At 44.4% G+C, this 15,466-nt stretch carries 16 protein-coding genes; 2 read left to right on the plus strand and 14 right to left on the minus strand.

What is annotated here, in order from left to right:
* Nucleotides 1–89: 89 nt before the first annotated feature.
* The 6 genes from AB4Z17_RS25105 to AB4Z17_RS25130 all read right to left on the minus strand — a co-directional run bounded on the left by AB4Z17_RS25105 (nt 90) and on the right by AB4Z17_RS25130 (nt 4,378).
* Nucleotides 90–680 carry an AAA family ATPase gene (locus tag AB4Z17_RS25105; RefSeq protein ID WP_441962782.1) on the minus strand — a complete coding sequence of 197 codons (591 nt, stop codon included), beginning with the start codon at nt 678–680 and terminating at the stop codon, nt 90–92.
* 69 nt (nt 681–749) lie between these two features.
* Nucleotides 750–1,643 (minus strand): DinB family protein, encoded by an 894-nt coding sequence (locus AB4Z17_RS25110; RefSeq protein WP_441962784.1) that lies wholly within the window; start codon nt 1,641–1,643, stop codon nt 750–752.
* Between the two features lie 37 nt (nt 1,644–1,680).
* Nucleotides 1,681–2,397 carry a class I SAM-dependent methyltransferase gene (locus tag AB4Z17_RS25115; protein ID WP_441962786.1) on the minus strand — a complete coding sequence of 239 codons (717 nt, stop codon included), beginning with the start codon at nt 2,395–2,397 and terminating at the stop codon, nt 1,681–1,683.
* Between the two features lie 173 nt (nt 2,398–2,570).
* On the minus strand, nt 2,571–2,846 hold the full coding sequence (locus AB4Z17_RS25120) for a hypothetical protein (protein ID WP_441962787.1): 276 nt from the start codon (nt 2,844–2,846) through the stop codon (nt 2,571–2,573).
* A gap of 14 nt (nt 2,847–2,860) precedes the next feature.
* Nucleotides 2,861–3,406 carry a hypothetical protein gene (locus AB4Z17_RS25125; protein WP_441962789.1) on the minus strand — a complete coding sequence of 182 codons (546 nt, stop codon included), beginning with the start codon at nt 3,404–3,406 and terminating at the stop codon, nt 2,861–2,863.
* A gap of 75 nt (nt 3,407–3,481) precedes the next feature.
* Entirely contained in the window at nt 3,482–4,378 is an 897-nt protein-coding gene (locus AB4Z17_RS25130) for an AraC family transcriptional regulator (protein WP_441907768.1), read from the minus strand.
* 132 nt (nt 4,379–4,510) lie between these two features.
* Between AB4Z17_RS25130 and AB4Z17_RS25135 the strand changes: the two genes are divergently transcribed.
* Together AB4Z17_RS25135 and AB4Z17_RS25140 are read left to right on the plus strand one after the other, a co-directional pair.
* The gene (locus tag AB4Z17_RS25135; protein ID WP_076269320.1) at nt 4,511–5,350 is read left to right on the plus strand and encodes a phytanoyl-CoA dioxygenase family protein; all 840 of its coding nucleotides are present in this window, start codon (nt 4,511–4,513) and stop codon (nt 5,348–5,350) included.
* Between the two features lie 677 nt (nt 5,351–6,027).
* A complete protein-coding gene (locus tag AB4Z17_RS25140; protein WP_441962791.1) occupies nt 6,028–7,377 on the plus strand; it encodes a lytic polysaccharide monooxygenase in 1,350 nt (449 codons plus the stop codon).
* 128 nt (nt 7,378–7,505) lie between these two features.
* Here AB4Z17_RS25140 and AB4Z17_RS25145 read toward each other — a convergent pair whose 3' ends face one another.
* From AB4Z17_RS25145 to AB4Z17_RS25180, 8 genes are all read right to left on the minus strand, one after another.
* Nucleotides 7,506–9,431, minus strand: coding sequence for an ABC transporter ATP-binding protein (locus AB4Z17_RS25145; RefSeq protein ID WP_441962792.1), 1,926 nt, complete (start codon nt 9,429–9,431; stop codon nt 7,506–7,508).
* A gap of 188 nt (nt 9,432–9,619) precedes the next feature.
* The gene (gene add, locus AB4Z17_RS25150) at nt 9,620–10,681 is read right to left on the minus strand and encodes an adenosine deaminase (RefSeq protein WP_441962794.1); all 1,062 of its coding nucleotides are present in this window, start codon (nt 10,679–10,681) and stop codon (nt 9,620–9,622) included.
* 67 nt (nt 10,682–10,748) lie between these two features.
* Complete coding sequence (gene uraH, locus AB4Z17_RS25155) at nt 10,749–11,126, minus strand: hydroxyisourate hydrolase (RefSeq protein ID WP_441907772.1); 378 nt, start codon at nt 11,124–11,126, stop codon at nt 10,749–10,751.
* Nucleotides 11,127–11,132: 6 nt separating this feature from the next.
* Nucleotides 11,133–12,083: a factor-independent urate hydroxylase gene (pucL, locus tag AB4Z17_RS25160; protein ID WP_441907773.1), complete on the minus strand. Its 951-nt coding sequence runs from the start codon at nt 12,081–12,083 to the stop codon at nt 11,133–11,135.
* 17 nt (nt 12,084–12,100) lie between these two features.
* Entirely contained in the window at nt 12,101–12,601 is a 501-nt protein-coding gene (gene uraD / locus AB4Z17_RS25165; RefSeq protein ID WP_441907774.1) for a 2-oxo-4-hydroxy-4-carboxy-5-ureidoimidazoline decarboxylase, read from the minus strand.
* A complete protein-coding gene (locus AB4Z17_RS25170; protein ID WP_441907775.1) occupies nt 12,598–13,083 on the minus strand; it encodes a nucleoside deaminase in 486 nt (161 codons plus the stop codon). The genes uraD and AB4Z17_RS25170 overlap by 4 nt, the downstream gene beginning before the upstream one ends.
* Nucleotides 13,080–13,580, minus strand: coding sequence for a (2Fe-2S)-binding protein (locus tag AB4Z17_RS25175; protein ID WP_441962796.1), 501 nt, complete (start codon nt 13,578–13,580; stop codon nt 13,080–13,082). The genes AB4Z17_RS25170 and AB4Z17_RS25175 overlap by 4 nt, the downstream gene beginning before the upstream one ends.
* Nucleotides 13,581–13,586: 6 nt before the next feature.
* Nucleotides 13,587–15,466, minus strand: a 1,880-nt coding sequence (locus AB4Z17_RS25180) for a molybdopterin cofactor-binding domain-containing protein (protein ID WP_441962798.1), incomplete at its 5' end; no start/stop codon positions are given.

Genomic DNA, 15,466 nt, shown 5'->3' on the forward strand with positions numbered 1-15,466 from the left:
GCGTTCATTGGCTACACCCATAATTACGATTACCTTGTTGTTCATTAAGTTAGACATGATGTTCCTCCCAGTTTCCTAAGTTCTTTTTCTTAAAATCGAATGTGCTTCATCTGCGTGATCACGCGGTCAAACGATTTTTTTAACGAGCTTCTTTGGTCCGGCAGCAATTGAATATTCGAAAGCGCAGCAATATGCTCCACATTATCCATGATGGACGAATGATCCGTTTGCAGATGGTGACCAAACCTTTCATCCGAAAGAGCTGCCACACATCTCTTTATTTGCTGTATCGGCCAAGAGTTTTTCCGCTCGCCTCTGCCCCGAAGTCGTTTCATTAAAGTCTCTTCCGTTGCACACAGAGCATAGTGAATAATTTTCACTCCATCTCCCCGCAAGCGACCAATGATCTCCTCAAAATATTGCGGATTAACGACTGTCATCGGTACGATTATGATGCCATCATAGGTTTCATCGAGATGCTTCAGCATCGCATAATTAAAGTCACGCCACATCGGATTTTGTTGAAAATCACTCGTATGAGTTGAACGCGGCGTATTTTTACGAATAAAATAACCAACATTCTCCGGATCGTATACAAATGAATGTTCCGCTCTTTTATGCAGTTCATACGCAGTTTGTGTCTTCCCAGCGCCAAATGCGCCATTAATCCATATAATCATGACTGTCACCTCGACATCATTGTCATATCATTGTTCTATACTAACGATTCGCTTCGTCATATTCAACTTCTATTTCGAAATTGGCATACTTTTTTCTATTAAAGCTGCCTGTCGCTCATAGATAATATAATCTGTAAGTATCGGTTCTGCTCCAGCTTGCCTAAGCAATAAAGCGATTTGTCCGCGGTGGTAGCTGCCATGCAAAACAACCTGCGTAAGGATATCGCTTATTTTTGTAGTAAACGGATTTCCTTTACTGTCTGAGTAATTACTTTCATTCCCATAGTCCGATTCAACCAGCTTGGATAACAAAACTTCATAGTCCGCTTTATTTTGCTCAGCGAAACGTTCACATTGCTCTAAGGTGTGCGTCGGCCAAATCGCCATCCCCGCACTATCTTCTCCATTAATACGGGTTAGCCATACCTTCTCGGCAGCAAGGACATGACTAAGCAAGCTTAATGACTTCTCCATTGGAAGGTCACTCAATTTGAGCGCCATAATAACTTGAGCATTCGCCCACGCGATATGTTGGAAACACTTCACAAAATGGTTATGTAAATGCCCTTCATTAGATTTGCCAACTGTAACAATATGAAGCGGCATCGAGAGAGTCGATGACAATGTGATTTCGAGCTGCTGCCCAGGAACTAACTCATTTAAAATTTCAGGGTAGATGATTCTAATTCGTTTCACTTTGCCGTTTTCGTTTAAAACATAAATAATATTTTTATGCTTGCTAACCATTTTGGCATGGATAATTTGGTAGTTTTTGTTGAATACATCTACGACGTATACTATAAAAAAAACAATCATTACAAATGTTACAAGAAAGAAAAAGAATCCTAGAGCTTCAGGACCATCATTCAAATAAATGTTTATAAATTGAATAACGGCATTCAAAACAAATACAAAGCTTGCCAGAAGACCCGTGTAGATGGACTTCATCGGTTTAAGATTCATATGCTCAACCCCCTCAATTTTGTTGTCAACGTACAATTTATCCTATCTTTCGGACGACAAAAGTGATGCAATTACTGCTCAGCAAAATATCCCTTTCATTTCTAATGATTGCAAATTCCAGCTGTTTAACGTGGTGGTCAATGACTTCCCAGCTCGTATATGCTTTGCTTAACAAATGCTCCATCGATTGTGTTTCCATATTTACTTCAATAAGAACTTCTAGACTTTCGCCGCTTCGTATATCTGTTTCGCGAATATTGGTGTTTATGATGATACAATTGATTCCATTATCTTTTGTACCCGCAGTCATACGATGCAGTGTATGACGCAGCATCGCTTCAGTATTCACATGTTCCAGGGAGGATACTGCTACAATATAATCATATTCTTTCTCTGAAATTGTAAAATTGCCTATATCGCTTGCAACCGGCTTTAGTAAATGATGCACTCCAAATTGCTCGCCATAACTCATTAGCTTAAGCAGGGCTGACTCCAAGAGATCCACGCATACCACTTGTCCCTGAATATGAAGTTCTTGCAAAACCTTCGCTATCGGTATGCTATTTCTACCTACTCCGCAGCCTAAATCAAGGACAGATAGTGGACCTGATTGATCAAGTAAGTCTAGGTTATTCATAACCGTCAGCACAGGCTTATGCAGCCACGAGCCTTCCTCAAACAATTTATAATCATCATAGCAGGCTTCGTGATATTTTTTCTCTTCCTCTCTAATTCTCGCTACCCTCTCATCCATAAAATAGCCCTCTCTCTTTTTATGTGGCGTACTGGGTAATATTGATAGGTCTACTTAAATCCTGACATAACGATGAGGTGGAAGCAACAAAATTTTACGCAGGTATCGCATAATTAATGGGTAAATAAAAAAAAGGATTTGCTGACTCGCGCCGAGCAATCCCTTTAGATTTATTATGGCTCAATGGAAACGAGCGTAGGTCTTTCCCATTTTCGGTGTTCATATTTAATATAATAATCATGATCCACTTCAATTAGTTTATAGATGCCTTTAGGAATTTGAATCATGTCTTGCTGTCCGCTCAAGTCCTGAATTTTGATGGCTGTTTCATGAACCTCAATCACTTTCACCTGTGCTCCTGTTACATTCGAGTAAGAATTCCATATCGCTAATGCAAACAAGAGCAATAGGATCATTCCGATGGCAGCGAGCCTGTTATTCGTTTTCATATCTACCTCCAAAATTAAGCTTGTTGATCCTCAGCAAGCATTTCTTTTATTATCTCAATATTTATTGCTGCTCTATGATTCAAGGACTTTTTGTCCTTTAGGTTTAACGATTTTAAATCATGACCCGGATCGATGATCAACGCACTCGACATAACGTCATCCAGAAGCTGAGCGGCTGATTTATACGCTTGATGAAGCAGCTCGGTACTCGCTTTACTTCTAAGTAGTTTAATTATTTCGATCATACTTTCAGCATACATCAGCTTTACGATACTATCGGAGGACTTGACGTGACGATTAGCGAAAGCCATAACATGCTCTACTATTATTGGATCTGGATTGTTTTTGGCGATCGACAGCAGCTCAAGAACAGCGTCCCAGTTTCTAATGGACAGCTCACTGGCGTTTTTGGCAATCATAACATCGTACCATGTCGTTTCCGTTTCTTTTGCAATCTCGTAGGACTTGTACTCCTCTAGCTCTCCCGCGCGATGCATCTGAAAATAATTGCCGTAGTAGGCAGTGAATAACTCTTGTGCACGACTATTCGTGTCTACCATTCTATCTCCACCTTCAAATTATACCTATAAACAAATGTCCAACTAGTATAGCAACTATACGATGATTTCGATACCTCATTCTTGCTTCTTATCATTAATTGTTTTCTTCGTTTGTCCAAGCATGCGAAATTGCGACGGCGTAAGCCCCGTTACTTCCTTAAATTGATGGCTGAAATAATGAATGCTTTTGAATCCGAGCCTTATCGAAAGCGACTCCATCTTCTCCCCTAGAAGAAGAGCCTGCTTCGCCCTCTTAATCCGTTCTCTAATCATAAAATGCTTCGGTGTAAGACCCGCTTCTTCCTTGAACAATTTAGAGAAATGGATAGGATGATAACCGCATAATGCAGCAAGCTCCGCTACCGACCAGTTGTAATCGGGCTGCAGCTGCATCGCTTGAATAGCAGGTTCTATTTTATGATTGGCATTAGCCGACAAACTGCCTTCCAGCATATGGCGATACATAACCGTGATTGCTTGGATCATTAAGGCACGCAGTGCCATGGTATACCCCGGCTGCTCCCCTTTATACTCCTTAACCATACGCGTCCATATCGCTTCCAGCCCAGGCACTTCAAACAATGTGGGCATAAGAAGCTGGCTTGCCGTCCCGCACACAAGTACCGGATTGTTAGAAACACCCTGTGGCGGCCATGAATTGAAAAACCGAATGCCAAGTCCAGGATGCACAGGCTCTGGAGAATCATGCTGCCAACTGAAATGAATGCTGTAAAAGTCCGTTTTCTCCGTTGCTTTCAAATAGGACTGACAATCAGGACCGTAGTACACGCATTCTCCAGGTCCGATCGTATAGGTCTGATTATTGATATATAGCTCGGCACAGCCCGTAATGACGTTCATGATTTGGCAGTCGGGAATGACTCGAACTCCCCAATTCTCCCCTGCTTCCGCCGTTTGTCTAACGGCGAAGTTGACTGTTGGCGCTATTTTCTCAAGCTCGATAGTAGACATATGCGCTCCTTTTCTCCACATTATAAGAAAAACACAAATGATTCATTGATTTAGGAAAATACAATGCTTCACGCTTTCATTATGATTAGGTTATCAACAATCATAATCAAGCTTGAGGAGAGGTGCAAGAGTATGTTGAATGCTGCACAGTTAGCTGAATTCGAGAAAAATGGTTTTTTGAAAGGCGATGTGGTCTTAAACGATGCTGAGGTTGAACGTTTACGCGAGGAACTAGATTTGGTTATGGAAGGAAAAGCGGTCAAGAAACCCATTCTTAACCACAATATGCGTGAGGAAGAGGCTGACTCCTTATACAAGGGCATGAAGATGAGCGTCAGTGAAAAGGTAGTCCAAATCGTAAATATATGGATGGCTAGCGATGCTTATTTGCAGCATGCCGGACATTCTGTTATTTGCGAAGAGATCGCACAATTATGCAAAACCGATACCCTTCGTGTCTGGCATGATCAGATCCAGTATAAACCACCAGTAACGGGAGGACCGACGCCATGGCATCAGGATCATCCGTTGTGGCCGGTTATTCAGCCAGCTGACCTCGTCAGTGCATGGGTTGCCCTTGACGATGCAGTCATCGAAAACGGCTGCATGTGGATGGTACCCGGCAGTCATAGATGGGGCGATCATCAGAAATATCTCGCAAGTACGCCTGACTTTATGCCTTTTCACCGCAAACCCGAATTACTGCCTGAAGGCGCAGTCGTTGAAGCTGTACCGTTCGAGATTAAGAAAGGGCAGGTCGGCTACCATCACAGCCTCACTTGGCATGGCAGCCCGCACAACCGTTCCGAGCTTAAACGTAGAGCAATCGCTGTTCATTACATGCCTGGCCACACCATTTATTCGCCAACAAGCAATCATCCCATGGTGCCTTATGTAACGGTTAATGAGGGAGATATTTTATCAGGCGAGCACTTCCCTGTAGTTTACAGCGCAGCTGCTGCAATGAAATAATCTACTGATATTTTAAAATATATCTAAAGTGATAAAGGCGAATTTCCATTCTATTAGGAATGAAAGTTCGCCTTTTTTATGCTTTTCTATATGTAAGCTGTTTCAATCGTATTCATAGTTAAATCACTTTTTTTGCAATTTGGCTGTCTTTGCTGGGTTTTTCAGTAAAAAGAGATTTTTCTCCTATCCAAAGTCCTAGAATTTCTTCCAAAATCAATGTAAAAATGATAATAATACCTTACACCATTCAACGAAAAAGCCTTTATCCATGCGGCATAAGCGTCATTTTATAATCGTTTTAATCCTTTATTTGTGATATTCAATCAAAAGTTTGATTAAATGCTCCAAAATACACTCATAATTGTCGCGAAAATGTAGTACACTGAGTTCAGCGACAAAGAAATTATACATTTGTCCCCCCTAAACACCCGTAATGACCTCCTAAAATGATTTAGCCATTCATCAATCTAGAGCCAATTGCCCTTTTGAACAGCGCAGAATACACAAACTAAACTGGATATGAACTCTTCAGAGTTTATATATACAATCTCTATGAACAGGAGGTTTGTTCCCGCACGTTTGCTCAAATGCAACACGAAACGAATAAGCGTTGGTCATTCCAGCTCTTAGACGTGACGGCAATTCCATCTTCCCCAAATTTGAAGGAGGCTACTGCATTGTCAACTATTCGTTCATCACATTTTAAGGTAAAACATCTTCGTACTTACATTGGCATTCTGCTTATTACTGCTCTAGGATTGACGCTGTTCTCACAACAGCTTTTTGCACATGGTTATGTTGAAGGGCCTGCCAGCCGTGCCGCACTTTGTAAATCTGGTCAAAATACCGATTGTGGTCCAATCGTTTATGAGCCTCAAAGCCTTGAAGCACCTAAGGGTTTCCCCGCAGCAGGTCCTGCTGACGGTAAAATAGCTAGCGCTAATGGCGCTTTCCCTAAACTTGATGAGCAATCCGCTACTCGCTGGTCGAAAGTGAATATGTCTTCCGGTCCAAATACATTTACTTGGAAGCTGACTGCTAATCATGCAACAGCTAGCTGGAAATACTATATAACGAAACCAAATTGGAATCCAAATGCTGCGCTAACTCGGGACTCCTTTGATTTAACGCCATTCTGTTCTGTAAATTATGGCGGCACGCAGCCTCCATTCTCCTATTCGAACAGCTGCAACGTACCTGAACGCAGCGGATATCATATCATTTTGGCGGTTTGGGAAGTCGCTGACACACCGAACGCTTTCTACAATGTCATTGATGCAAACTTCAGCGGCAGCAACCCTGTTGATACGCAAGCACCTACAGCACCCTCCGCTTTGACGACTACAGCGAAAACTACGAACAGCGTGTCCTTGGCATGGAATGCTTCGACGGACAATGTAAGCGTTACCGGATACCGGATATATAACGGCAGCACTTTAACTGGTTCCGTTTCTGGAACAACTCTTGCTTACAATGTAACGGGATTAGCTGCGAATACAGCTTACACATTCAGCGTCAAAGCAATCGACAATGCTGGCAATGAATCGAGTGCAAGCAACTCGCTGTCAGTTACAACAAACGCTCCAGTCGGCAATGATACACAAGCGCCAACTGCACCAGGCGCCCTTCATGTAATGGGTGCGCCAACATCCAGCAGCATAATGCTTATGTGGAATCCATCGACTGATAATGTAGGGGTATCAGGTTACCGCATTTATAACGGAACAACGTTAGTTACAACAGTAGCCGGCACTGCAACTTTTTACACGGTTACAGGACTTAGCGCAAGCACAGCTTATACATTTAATGTTCAAGCGATCGATGCTGCCGGCAATGTTTCCGCTGCAAGCACGGTTACTGGAACGACTGCTGCCGCTTCCTCGGCTGCACCTTGGGCAGCCAATACAGCATACACAACAGGTACACTTGTTTCGTACAATGGCTCCACATACGAGTGTCGTCAATCTCATACCTCGCTTGTAGGCTGGGAACCTTCCAATGTTCCTTCGCTATGGCTTTTGAAATAATTTAGGCTGCTCTGAGCCAATTGCTTTCAAACCTCGAATGAGTACAATAAATGCCTCGTAACAAAAAAGGCTGTCCCTCAAGGTCAATGTAGATCTAGACCTTGAAAGGCAGCCTCTTCTTATGTTCTTTATTGCGCCAGTCCTGTCATCTCTTCAGGCTTCATTGCCTTCAATTGCTGTTCATACAATTTGCGATAAAGCCCGCCTTCCCGAAGCAGCGTGCGATGGCTTCCTCTTTGTACAATTTCTCCATCATCGATAACCAATATCTGATTGGCGCGAACAACAGTAGCTAAACGATGCGCAATGACAAATGTTGTCCTTCCAACCATGAGGCGTTCAAGCGCTTCTGTCACCATAGCTTCCGATTCGGAATCAAGAGCAGATGTCGCTTCGTCCAAAATTAATATTTTTGGATCCTTCAAAATCGCTCTCGCAATGGCCAGCCTTTGCTTTTGTCCGCCCGACAATCGCATGCCTCGTTCGCCAATGACAGCTTCATAACCGTCCTTAAACGCGATAATGAAATCATGGGCATTTGCTGCTTTGGCAGCTGCGACAACCTCGTCATCCGTAGCATCGGGTCGACCATAAACCAGATTATCCCTGATCGTGCCCGAGAAAAGAATGTTTTCCTGTAAAACCAATGCAATATGCTTTCGCAAATCATCCAGATTGTATTCACGCACATCGACGCCGTCAATAAACACCGTACCCTCTACAGGCTCATAAAATCGCGGAATAAGGTTGATTAACGTCGATTTGCCTGCGCCGCTTGGCCCCACAAGCGCAATCACTTCGCCGGAGCGCGCTTCAAACGTAATGTCCTTTATGCCCTGTCTTTCTTCAATTGTAACTTCCGGCGGGAATGGATGTACATTCGTTGGTTTCCAATAAAACCGTTTCGTCGCCTTCTCACGTTCGATGATATCCGTGTCTTCAGTACCGTTAACGGTTTGTGCAGGTATTACATTTCGTGTCTTATAGTTATAGGTAACATTAACGAAAACGACATGCCCCTCACACGTTGGCATAGGAAGCGCATCCTCTGACTCCTTAATCGAAGGTTTCTCATCCAGCATTTCAAACACTCGTTCGATATTTGTAATCGAATTTTGAATGGTGACATTAACATCTGCGAATCGCTGTATCGGTCCATAAAGATTGCCCAGCAGCAATTGAAAAGCGATGATTTCACCTGCTGTCATTTTACCGGCAAGCACTAAGCTGCCTCCGCCGAGCCAAATGATAATGCCGCCGATATGGGCAAACGATTCGCTAAGCCTGCCAAGCACATTTGAGAATAAATGAGCGTACACCGTATGGTTATAATGCTGCTTTGTCTGCTTGCCAAACCGGGCCCTCTCCTGTCTTTCGCCGTTGAATGCTTGCACGATCCGTATTCCCGCCATACGCTCGACGAGAGTGCCTGAGATCCGCTCCATCTGCCGATGAACGGAACGCCATGCAAGCCGAATATGCACATTCATGTTCGTAAATGACAAGTAATAAAAAGGCAAAATAATAAGTGAAAGCGATGCTAAGTACACATTCATCCGAAATAACAGAAACCCCGCAAAAAGCACCATAAACAAATCGAGAACAAGGTTAATGATGCCCCCGCCAATCAAGTTTTGAGCCCCTCCGATGTCATGAATGACTCTAGAGGATATTCCTCCCACTTGCCTTTGATCATAGAAGCTGACAGGCATCTTTTGCAGATGATGATACAGCTGCTCGCGAAGATCCTTCATCATCCGATTGCCAAGCATCGCTGAGAAATAATTTCTTAAAAAGCTGACAATAACACCAAAAAATAAAATAATAGCCATGATGCCTACAATTTGATAAAGCCCCCAGTCCCCTTTGCCTGCAAGTACATCGTCGAGCAAAATTTGCGTGTAGATGGGTGTTGATAGAGGTGCAACGAATTGAACCATACCTAACAAAATGATAAGTCCTATCGACCACCAATAAGGTTTTGCCCATAGTAAATATCGTTTAACTGGACTAATGTGAATCCCTCCCGAAACACAATTAATAACTTTTTCCATCTTAGTTCATGATGTAAGGGATTACAAAGCCTAAGGTGCACAGGATATAGCAGAAAATGGTTGCGATTGGGAGTAATGTCTATCTGTCAATGCTCAGATGAAACATTTTCAATAAATTCAAGGATTTAGGAGCAAAAACAAAGGCTCCACGTCAATATCCGACGTGAAGCCTTTTACCTTATATTTTGTTAAACCTTAAATCCTTTTTCTGCCCATTCATTTTCCAGMTTAGCAATCAATAATTGTTTCTCTGCTTCCTCTAAGAAAGCAGCCTTTGCGCCGTTTAGCACGATTTTGGCGATATCATTCATCGTTAAGCCGCAATGCTCAGCCAGCTGCTCATATTCCTTCTGAATCGTCGTATTCGAAACCGTTCGGTTGTCTGTATTTACTGTAACAATGATCCCATCCTCCAAATAACGGCGGATCGGATACGCGTCCCAGTTTGGAACAGCTTTTGTCTGGATGTTGCTGAGCGGGCACATCTCCAAAGGTATTTGTCGTTCCCTCACGAGAGCAACGACCTCCGGGTCTTCCTGCATCCGAATGCCGTGGCCGATACGTACAGCACCTAAGCCCGTGACAGCGACTCGGACGTTTTCCGCACCTGCCGCTTCTCCCGCGTGGATCGTAATCGGCAGCCCTAGCTGCTGTGCTTCTTCAAAGAGCTGAAGGAACAGCTTAGCGGGAAATCCTGCCTCGTCACCAGCCAAATCGACGGCAACGACTCCTTTATGATAAAATCGCGCTGCTTCTTCAACAACGTCCTTATTAAGCGCAGAGGAATGATGCCTCATACAAATAATGATGGCTCTAGCTACCGTGCCAAATGCTTGCTCACCGCGCTTTAAGCCAATTATCACATGCTGGATGACATCCTGAATGCTTAAGCCTTGTGTGCGATGCAGCTGAGGAGCAAAGCGAACCTCAATATAGCTTACCTTATCGATTGCAGCCTGCTCAACAAGCTCATAAGCAACTCTCTCTAACGCTGATCCCGTTTGCAAGTATGGCAAGACAAAACCAAACTTGTCTAAATACTCCTTTAAGCTCTCGCAAGTTTCTCCAACCTGCATATGAGACAGAAGCTCCTTTTCCGAGTCTATTTGTAAAGGATTTCCTTGCTCGATAGCAAGCTCTCTAATGGTCTCCGGCTTTACACTCCCATCCAAATGCACATGCAAATCAACCTTAGGCAGCTGCGACAATAACGTTGTCATAGCTGCAGTTTTTTCATTCATTAACGCCATCGTCAAATCCCCTTTCGGTATATTCATACACTATCCTGATAGTTTGTATACATGAACGCAGAATGGGCTAGCTTCCACGATAGGTGCTGTAGCCGCCAGGAGCAACTAATAATGGAACGTGATAATGCGAGTTTTTATCGCGAATGCGGAACCTAATCGGAATTTCATCAAATATGCTCTCTTCTATCGCTGACAAATGTTCCGATCGCCGAAAAAATTCTCCTGCTGCAAAAACGATCTCATAGGTTCCGCACTGAATATTTTCACCCAGAAGCAATGGCTCATCAACGCGTCCATCTTCATTGGTCTGATAAGAACCAATGAGCCTAGGCTGCTTTGCGGCTTCCGCACTCTCCTCACCCAAATACCATAGCTCTATGGTTATGCCAACAACCGGTTTGCCTCCAGCAAGATCAAGAACATGCGTCGTAACTTTTCCGTTCACTCCGGATCACTCCCCCTCAATCAGGTCAGCTCTTGTAAGAGTGAATCCTTGGAAACCATAAGGCGGACGTGGTTCAGTAAACACGCCTGCTGCTGCGGAATGCTCAGGCTCCATTACCGTTTCCCATGTCCGATTGTTCGACTCGAATCGAACCTCAGACAGCTGCGGGAAGGTTGTAAGAATGCTTTTTCCAATTTGATAGATTAAATACTGAATGGAAGGTGAGTTTGCAACATGGAACAACGTGTGGGCTAAATCATGAATCTGCTCGGATGGAACATAATTGCCGTGCCGACTGTCCAATGCATCCTCTGCATGCTCATAAGTCCAAAAGATATGAAGGAAAATAAATAAAGGACGATCATAGCTTTCAGGCAAAGTTGTATATTCATCGCGAACGAATCCATAAAACGAGCTGCCCCTCACCTTAATGAGCTGAATGTGGGACAAAGCACTCTCTTGCTCAGCGAGTTGCAAGCTATTGGCTGTACGAATCCATTTTTGCGAAGCGCTCGCATGCTCGTTGTGCGATCTTCGAAACACAAGCTGGCTATCGTTCCAGCTGCTGCCTTCGGCAATCGTGACGGAGTTAAAAGGCAGCCGATCCGCTCGAATCTCAATAGCATCGATATGCGAATAACGCTCCATAAATCGCTCGCTTATGAAAGCTAGCAGTCCCTCAGTTGTACTTCCTTCATAATGAGCAGTTTGCCGTAATATAAAATTTTTCATCGAGTCAGTAGCTACGACCTGAGCATTGTCACCCTCCGTAAAGGAGGTAAGCAGCACCTCGCTGCTCACGGAGAAGGTTATGTTATGAGCAAAAATAATATTAGGATCACCCGTATAAGTTGATTGAGGTATCGATTTAACAGAAAGCGGTATTGCGTATGTCCGGTAGCTCAGCACATCGCCTTTGCCATAATATAATGTTCGTCCGCTGCGTAATTTTAGCATAATGATCGTTCCTTTCTCTACTCCATGATGAGATCTCTTAATCGAAATCCGGATATTTTCTCAATTTCTCGCAATGCTTGCTCTATTTCTTCAGCAGCAGAATGCCATAATCTAGCTTCCATCGCTGCGAGTATATCCTCTTTCTGTTTTCCTCTTACTGCGAAAATAAAGGGAAACCCAAAAGATTTTACATACGTTTGATTTAATCCGAGGAAGAGCTCGTATTCATCTGCCGTCAATTGATCCAAACCAGCACCTTGCTGCTCCATCGCGGAATACTCGGCAACCGCAAGCCTTGTTCCAAGATCGGGATGGGCGCGGAACAAATCAATAATCGTCTCTACCCTTGATTCCCGCACAACGTTCATCATCGCGTCATGAAGCGCTTCGACCGAAGCAAACGGACGCGCTGCACTTGCCGAAGCGGCCACCCAAGGCGAATGCTCAAATATCGTTCCAAGCCATGTTATGAATTGCTCGCGGGAGCATTCATTGATTTCATCCATATTTATTTTCATTTCCAGTACCCCTCGTGAATCGTAATCACTGCATCCTCTACCTCCGGGAAAGGACCAAAGACCTGAATAGGCTTGCGTCCCTGTGCGAATACGACACGGCAAGGTAAATCCAGCGTTAAGTTTTGTTCATCATCCCCGGTCAGCTCAGCCAAACGTTTCTCAGAAATGCCAAATACGACAGTTCCAACATTCCCCCAATAGATCGAACCTGCACACATCGCACAAGGTTCTACCGTCGTATAAAGCGTATAATGCCAAAGCTCATCTTTATGAAATTGTTTGGAAGCTGCCTCCATCAACGTTCGTTCAGCGTGACCTGTACAGTTGGATTGTGTGATTTCCACATTGCCTTGCTCTAGGACAATCTCGCCTTCCATATTGACTAGAATAGCTCCAAACGGTGTATTGCCGGATGCTCTCGCTTTCTTAGATACTTCAATACTTTCTAACAAATAATAGATATGATTATGCCTATCCCTCATATCGCTTGACGCCTCCTTTCTATGGCTCGTTTCACAGCTCTCCATATTCCGCCATATCCAGTGCAGCGACACAAATTACCAGACAAAGCTTCTGCAATTTCATCATCTGACGGCTCTGGCTGGGAGTCGAGCAGCGCCTTAACGGATACAATCATTCCCGGTGTGCAATAGCCGCATTGAAAGCCGCCTTCCTCTAGAAAGGCTTGCCCGATCGGATCGATCCCCTCTGCAGAAACACCTTCTATCGTCGTAATCTGCTTGCCAGTGCATTGATAAGCCATCGTTAAACAAGAATTGACAGCCTGACCATCAATCAGAACCATACATGCGCCGCATCTGCCGATATCACATGAACGCTTCGTCCCAGTAAGCTCCAAATCATCTCGCAAAATGTTCAGCAATCTGGTGGAAGCTGCCGTTTCAATCCTAAACTCCTTTTCATTAATGAAGCATTGGAGTGCAAACGGTGATTTGACTTTTGCAGTATGATCGGTCATCTCTGTTCACCCCTTCATAAGAAAAAATGGCTTTTCTTGCAAAAAAGCAGGATCTACCGGCAGTTTAGTCACCCATTTCCCGCAAGCTTGCCTTATAGCAGCTGCGATAGCTGGTGCTAGAGTAACCGAACCGACCTCGCCAATACCGCGTGGCCCATAATCATCCCCCTCAGGCAAATGCTCAATGGCTTCCACTTCTACTAACCCTTTTTGGTCGATGATCGTCGGAACAAGATACGTATCCAAATTTCGCGTAATATATTGTCCTTTTTCCATAATCGCATCTTCCATAAGTGTAAAACCAAGAGCCATACTGCTGCCTCCTTCGATTTGACCGAGGAAGCCTTGCGGATTTATGACAGGTCCTGYTGCTACCGCATGATACTGCCGCAGCACCTTGACTCGCCCTGTCAGGGTATTAATCTCAACCTTTACAACTACGGCCGAATAGGTATACATAAAATGTGCGCCTACACGTTCTGTAGGTGAGGTTGGAAATGAAAACGAAGTTTCACAGCGAATTGGGGAATCGCAAGTTTCGGCAAGCTCTTGGTAGGTAAGCAGCAGTGCGTTGCTCGACGTCTCTCTTATGCCGCCTTCACCCAATTGCAGCTCCTGAGCAGGCTGTCTTAACGCTGCTTCAGCTCGTTTTAGCAACTGCTCTGTAAATGGCTGCTTTAACTTTTGAAGTGATTTCCACATCATTGCTGTTGCACGTGAAGCCGTAGTTGAACCGCTGTTTGGCACGACATCGGTATCGCCGATAATGATCCTCAAATCATCTGCTCCTAACTTGAACTGCTCGATGAGCATCTGCTCCAGCGATGCAATGAGACCTTGCCCAAACTCCTCATAACCGAATACGGCTTCAATCTTCCCGTCTTTCGCAAGCTCTAAGCGACCGCCTGCAGGGTCAGGAATACCAACCCCAAGTCCTGCGCCATGCATCGTAAAAGCTGCTCCGATTCCCGTTTTCACCCAAGGTTCTGCACCATTTTTGCTTAGTGACTTGTTTTGTAACTTCTCCTGCATTAAATCGCTTTTTACTATAGCGCTCCATACTCGCTCAGCACCTTCAGACGTCGCGATCGGTTGATCAAATGGTCCTAGATCATCCATTTGGCGCATATTTAATTTACGAAAAGCCCAAGGCTCAATGCCAAGCTGCTCAGATAGTCGATCCAATTGTCCCTCAAGCGCGAAGATAGCTTGATTGCCGCCAAAACCTCGGAATTCACCAGACATGCCATTGTTCGTAAATACGGATACGCCCTCAACGTCCAAATGCTCGTATTTATAAGGGCCAACAACATGCTCTACTGCAAAATTGAGCACCTCCGCTCCAAGTGTTGAATAGGGACCAGTATCAGAAATGAGCCTGACTTGGTGGGCGATTAATTTCCCCGCTGCGTCAGCACCTGTTTTCATCGTAATTTTCATCGGATGCCGCTTTAAGCCTGCACGAACCGATTCCTGCCTGGAATTATGCATCTTGACAGGTTTTCCTGTGTAGGTGGCGAGTAATGCCCCGTAAGGCTGTACATTCAACTCGTCCTTGCCGCCAAATGAGCCTCCAATGGGGCTGGATACGATTCGAATATCCTCTTGTGGTATAGCTAAAATACGTGATAATTGCATACGATCCATAAAGCCATGCTGCGTTGGTGAATACACCGTTAATCGATGATTCGCCTCCGGCACGAACATGCCGCCTTCCGTTTCCATATACGTGTGCATTTGGCGCGGCGTGTAATAGGTTTCCTCTACGATATAAGCACATTGCTCGAATCCAGCCGCTGCATTCCCTCTATAAAAGGATGCCCGGTGCATCGCATTTCCTTTTGGATGAAGCAAAGGTGCATCACTCAGCAGCGCTTGCTCAGGAT

It is taken from the genome of Paenibacillus sp. TAF43_2 (assembly GCF_052113545.1).
Taxonomy (GTDB): domain Bacteria; phylum Bacillota; class Bacilli; order Paenibacillales; family Paenibacillaceae; genus Pristimantibacillus.

Excerpts from the sequence above, each read along its gene's own strand:
- AB4Z17_RS25110 (WP_441962784.1), bottom strand. The coding sequence starts at position 1,643 with ATGAATCTTAAACCGATGAAGTCCATCTACACGGGTCTTCTGGCAAGC.
- AB4Z17_RS25125 (WP_441962789.1), bottom strand. The coding sequence starts at position 3,406 with ATGGTAGACACGAATAGTCGTGCACAAGAGTTATTCACTGCCTACTAC.
- AB4Z17_RS25130 (WP_441907768.1), bottom strand. The coding sequence starts at position 4,378 with ATGTCTACTATCGAGCTTGAGAAAATAGCGCCAACAGTCAACTTCGCC.
- AB4Z17_RS25170 (WP_441907775.1), bottom strand. The coding sequence starts at position 13,083 with ATGAGGGATAGGCATAATCATATCTATTATTTGTTAGAAAGTATTGAA.
- pucL (WP_441907773.1), bottom strand. The coding sequence starts at position 12,083 with ATGCTAAAATTACGCAGCGGACGAACATTATATTATGGCAAAGGCGAT.
- AB4Z17_RS25145 (WP_441962792.1), bottom strand. The coding sequence starts at position 9,431 with ATGGAAAAAGTTATTAATTGTGTTTCGGGAGGGATTCACATTAGTCCA.
- AB4Z17_RS25175 (WP_441962796.1), bottom strand. The coding sequence starts at position 13,580 with ATGACCGATCATACTGCAAAAGTCAAATCACCGTTTGCACTCCAATGC.
- uraD (WP_441907774.1), bottom strand. The coding sequence starts at position 12,601 with ATGAAAATAAATATGGATGAAATCAATGAATGCTCCCGCGAGCAATTC.
- AB4Z17_RS25120 (WP_441962787.1), bottom strand. The coding sequence starts at position 2,846 with ATGAAAACGAATAACAGGCTCGCTGCCATCGGAATGATCCTATTGCTC.
- AB4Z17_RS25115 (WP_441962786.1), bottom strand. The coding sequence starts at position 2,397 with ATGGATGAGAGGGTAGCGAGAATTAGAGAGGAAGAGAAAAAATATCAC.
- AB4Z17_RS25135 (WP_076269320.1), top strand. The coding sequence starts at position 4,511 with ATGTTGAATGCTGCACAGTTAGCTGAATTCGAGAAAAATGGTTTTTTG.
- AB4Z17_RS25105 (WP_441962782.1), bottom strand. The coding sequence starts at position 680 with ATGATTATATGGATTAATGGCGCATTTGGCGCTGGGAAGACACAAACT.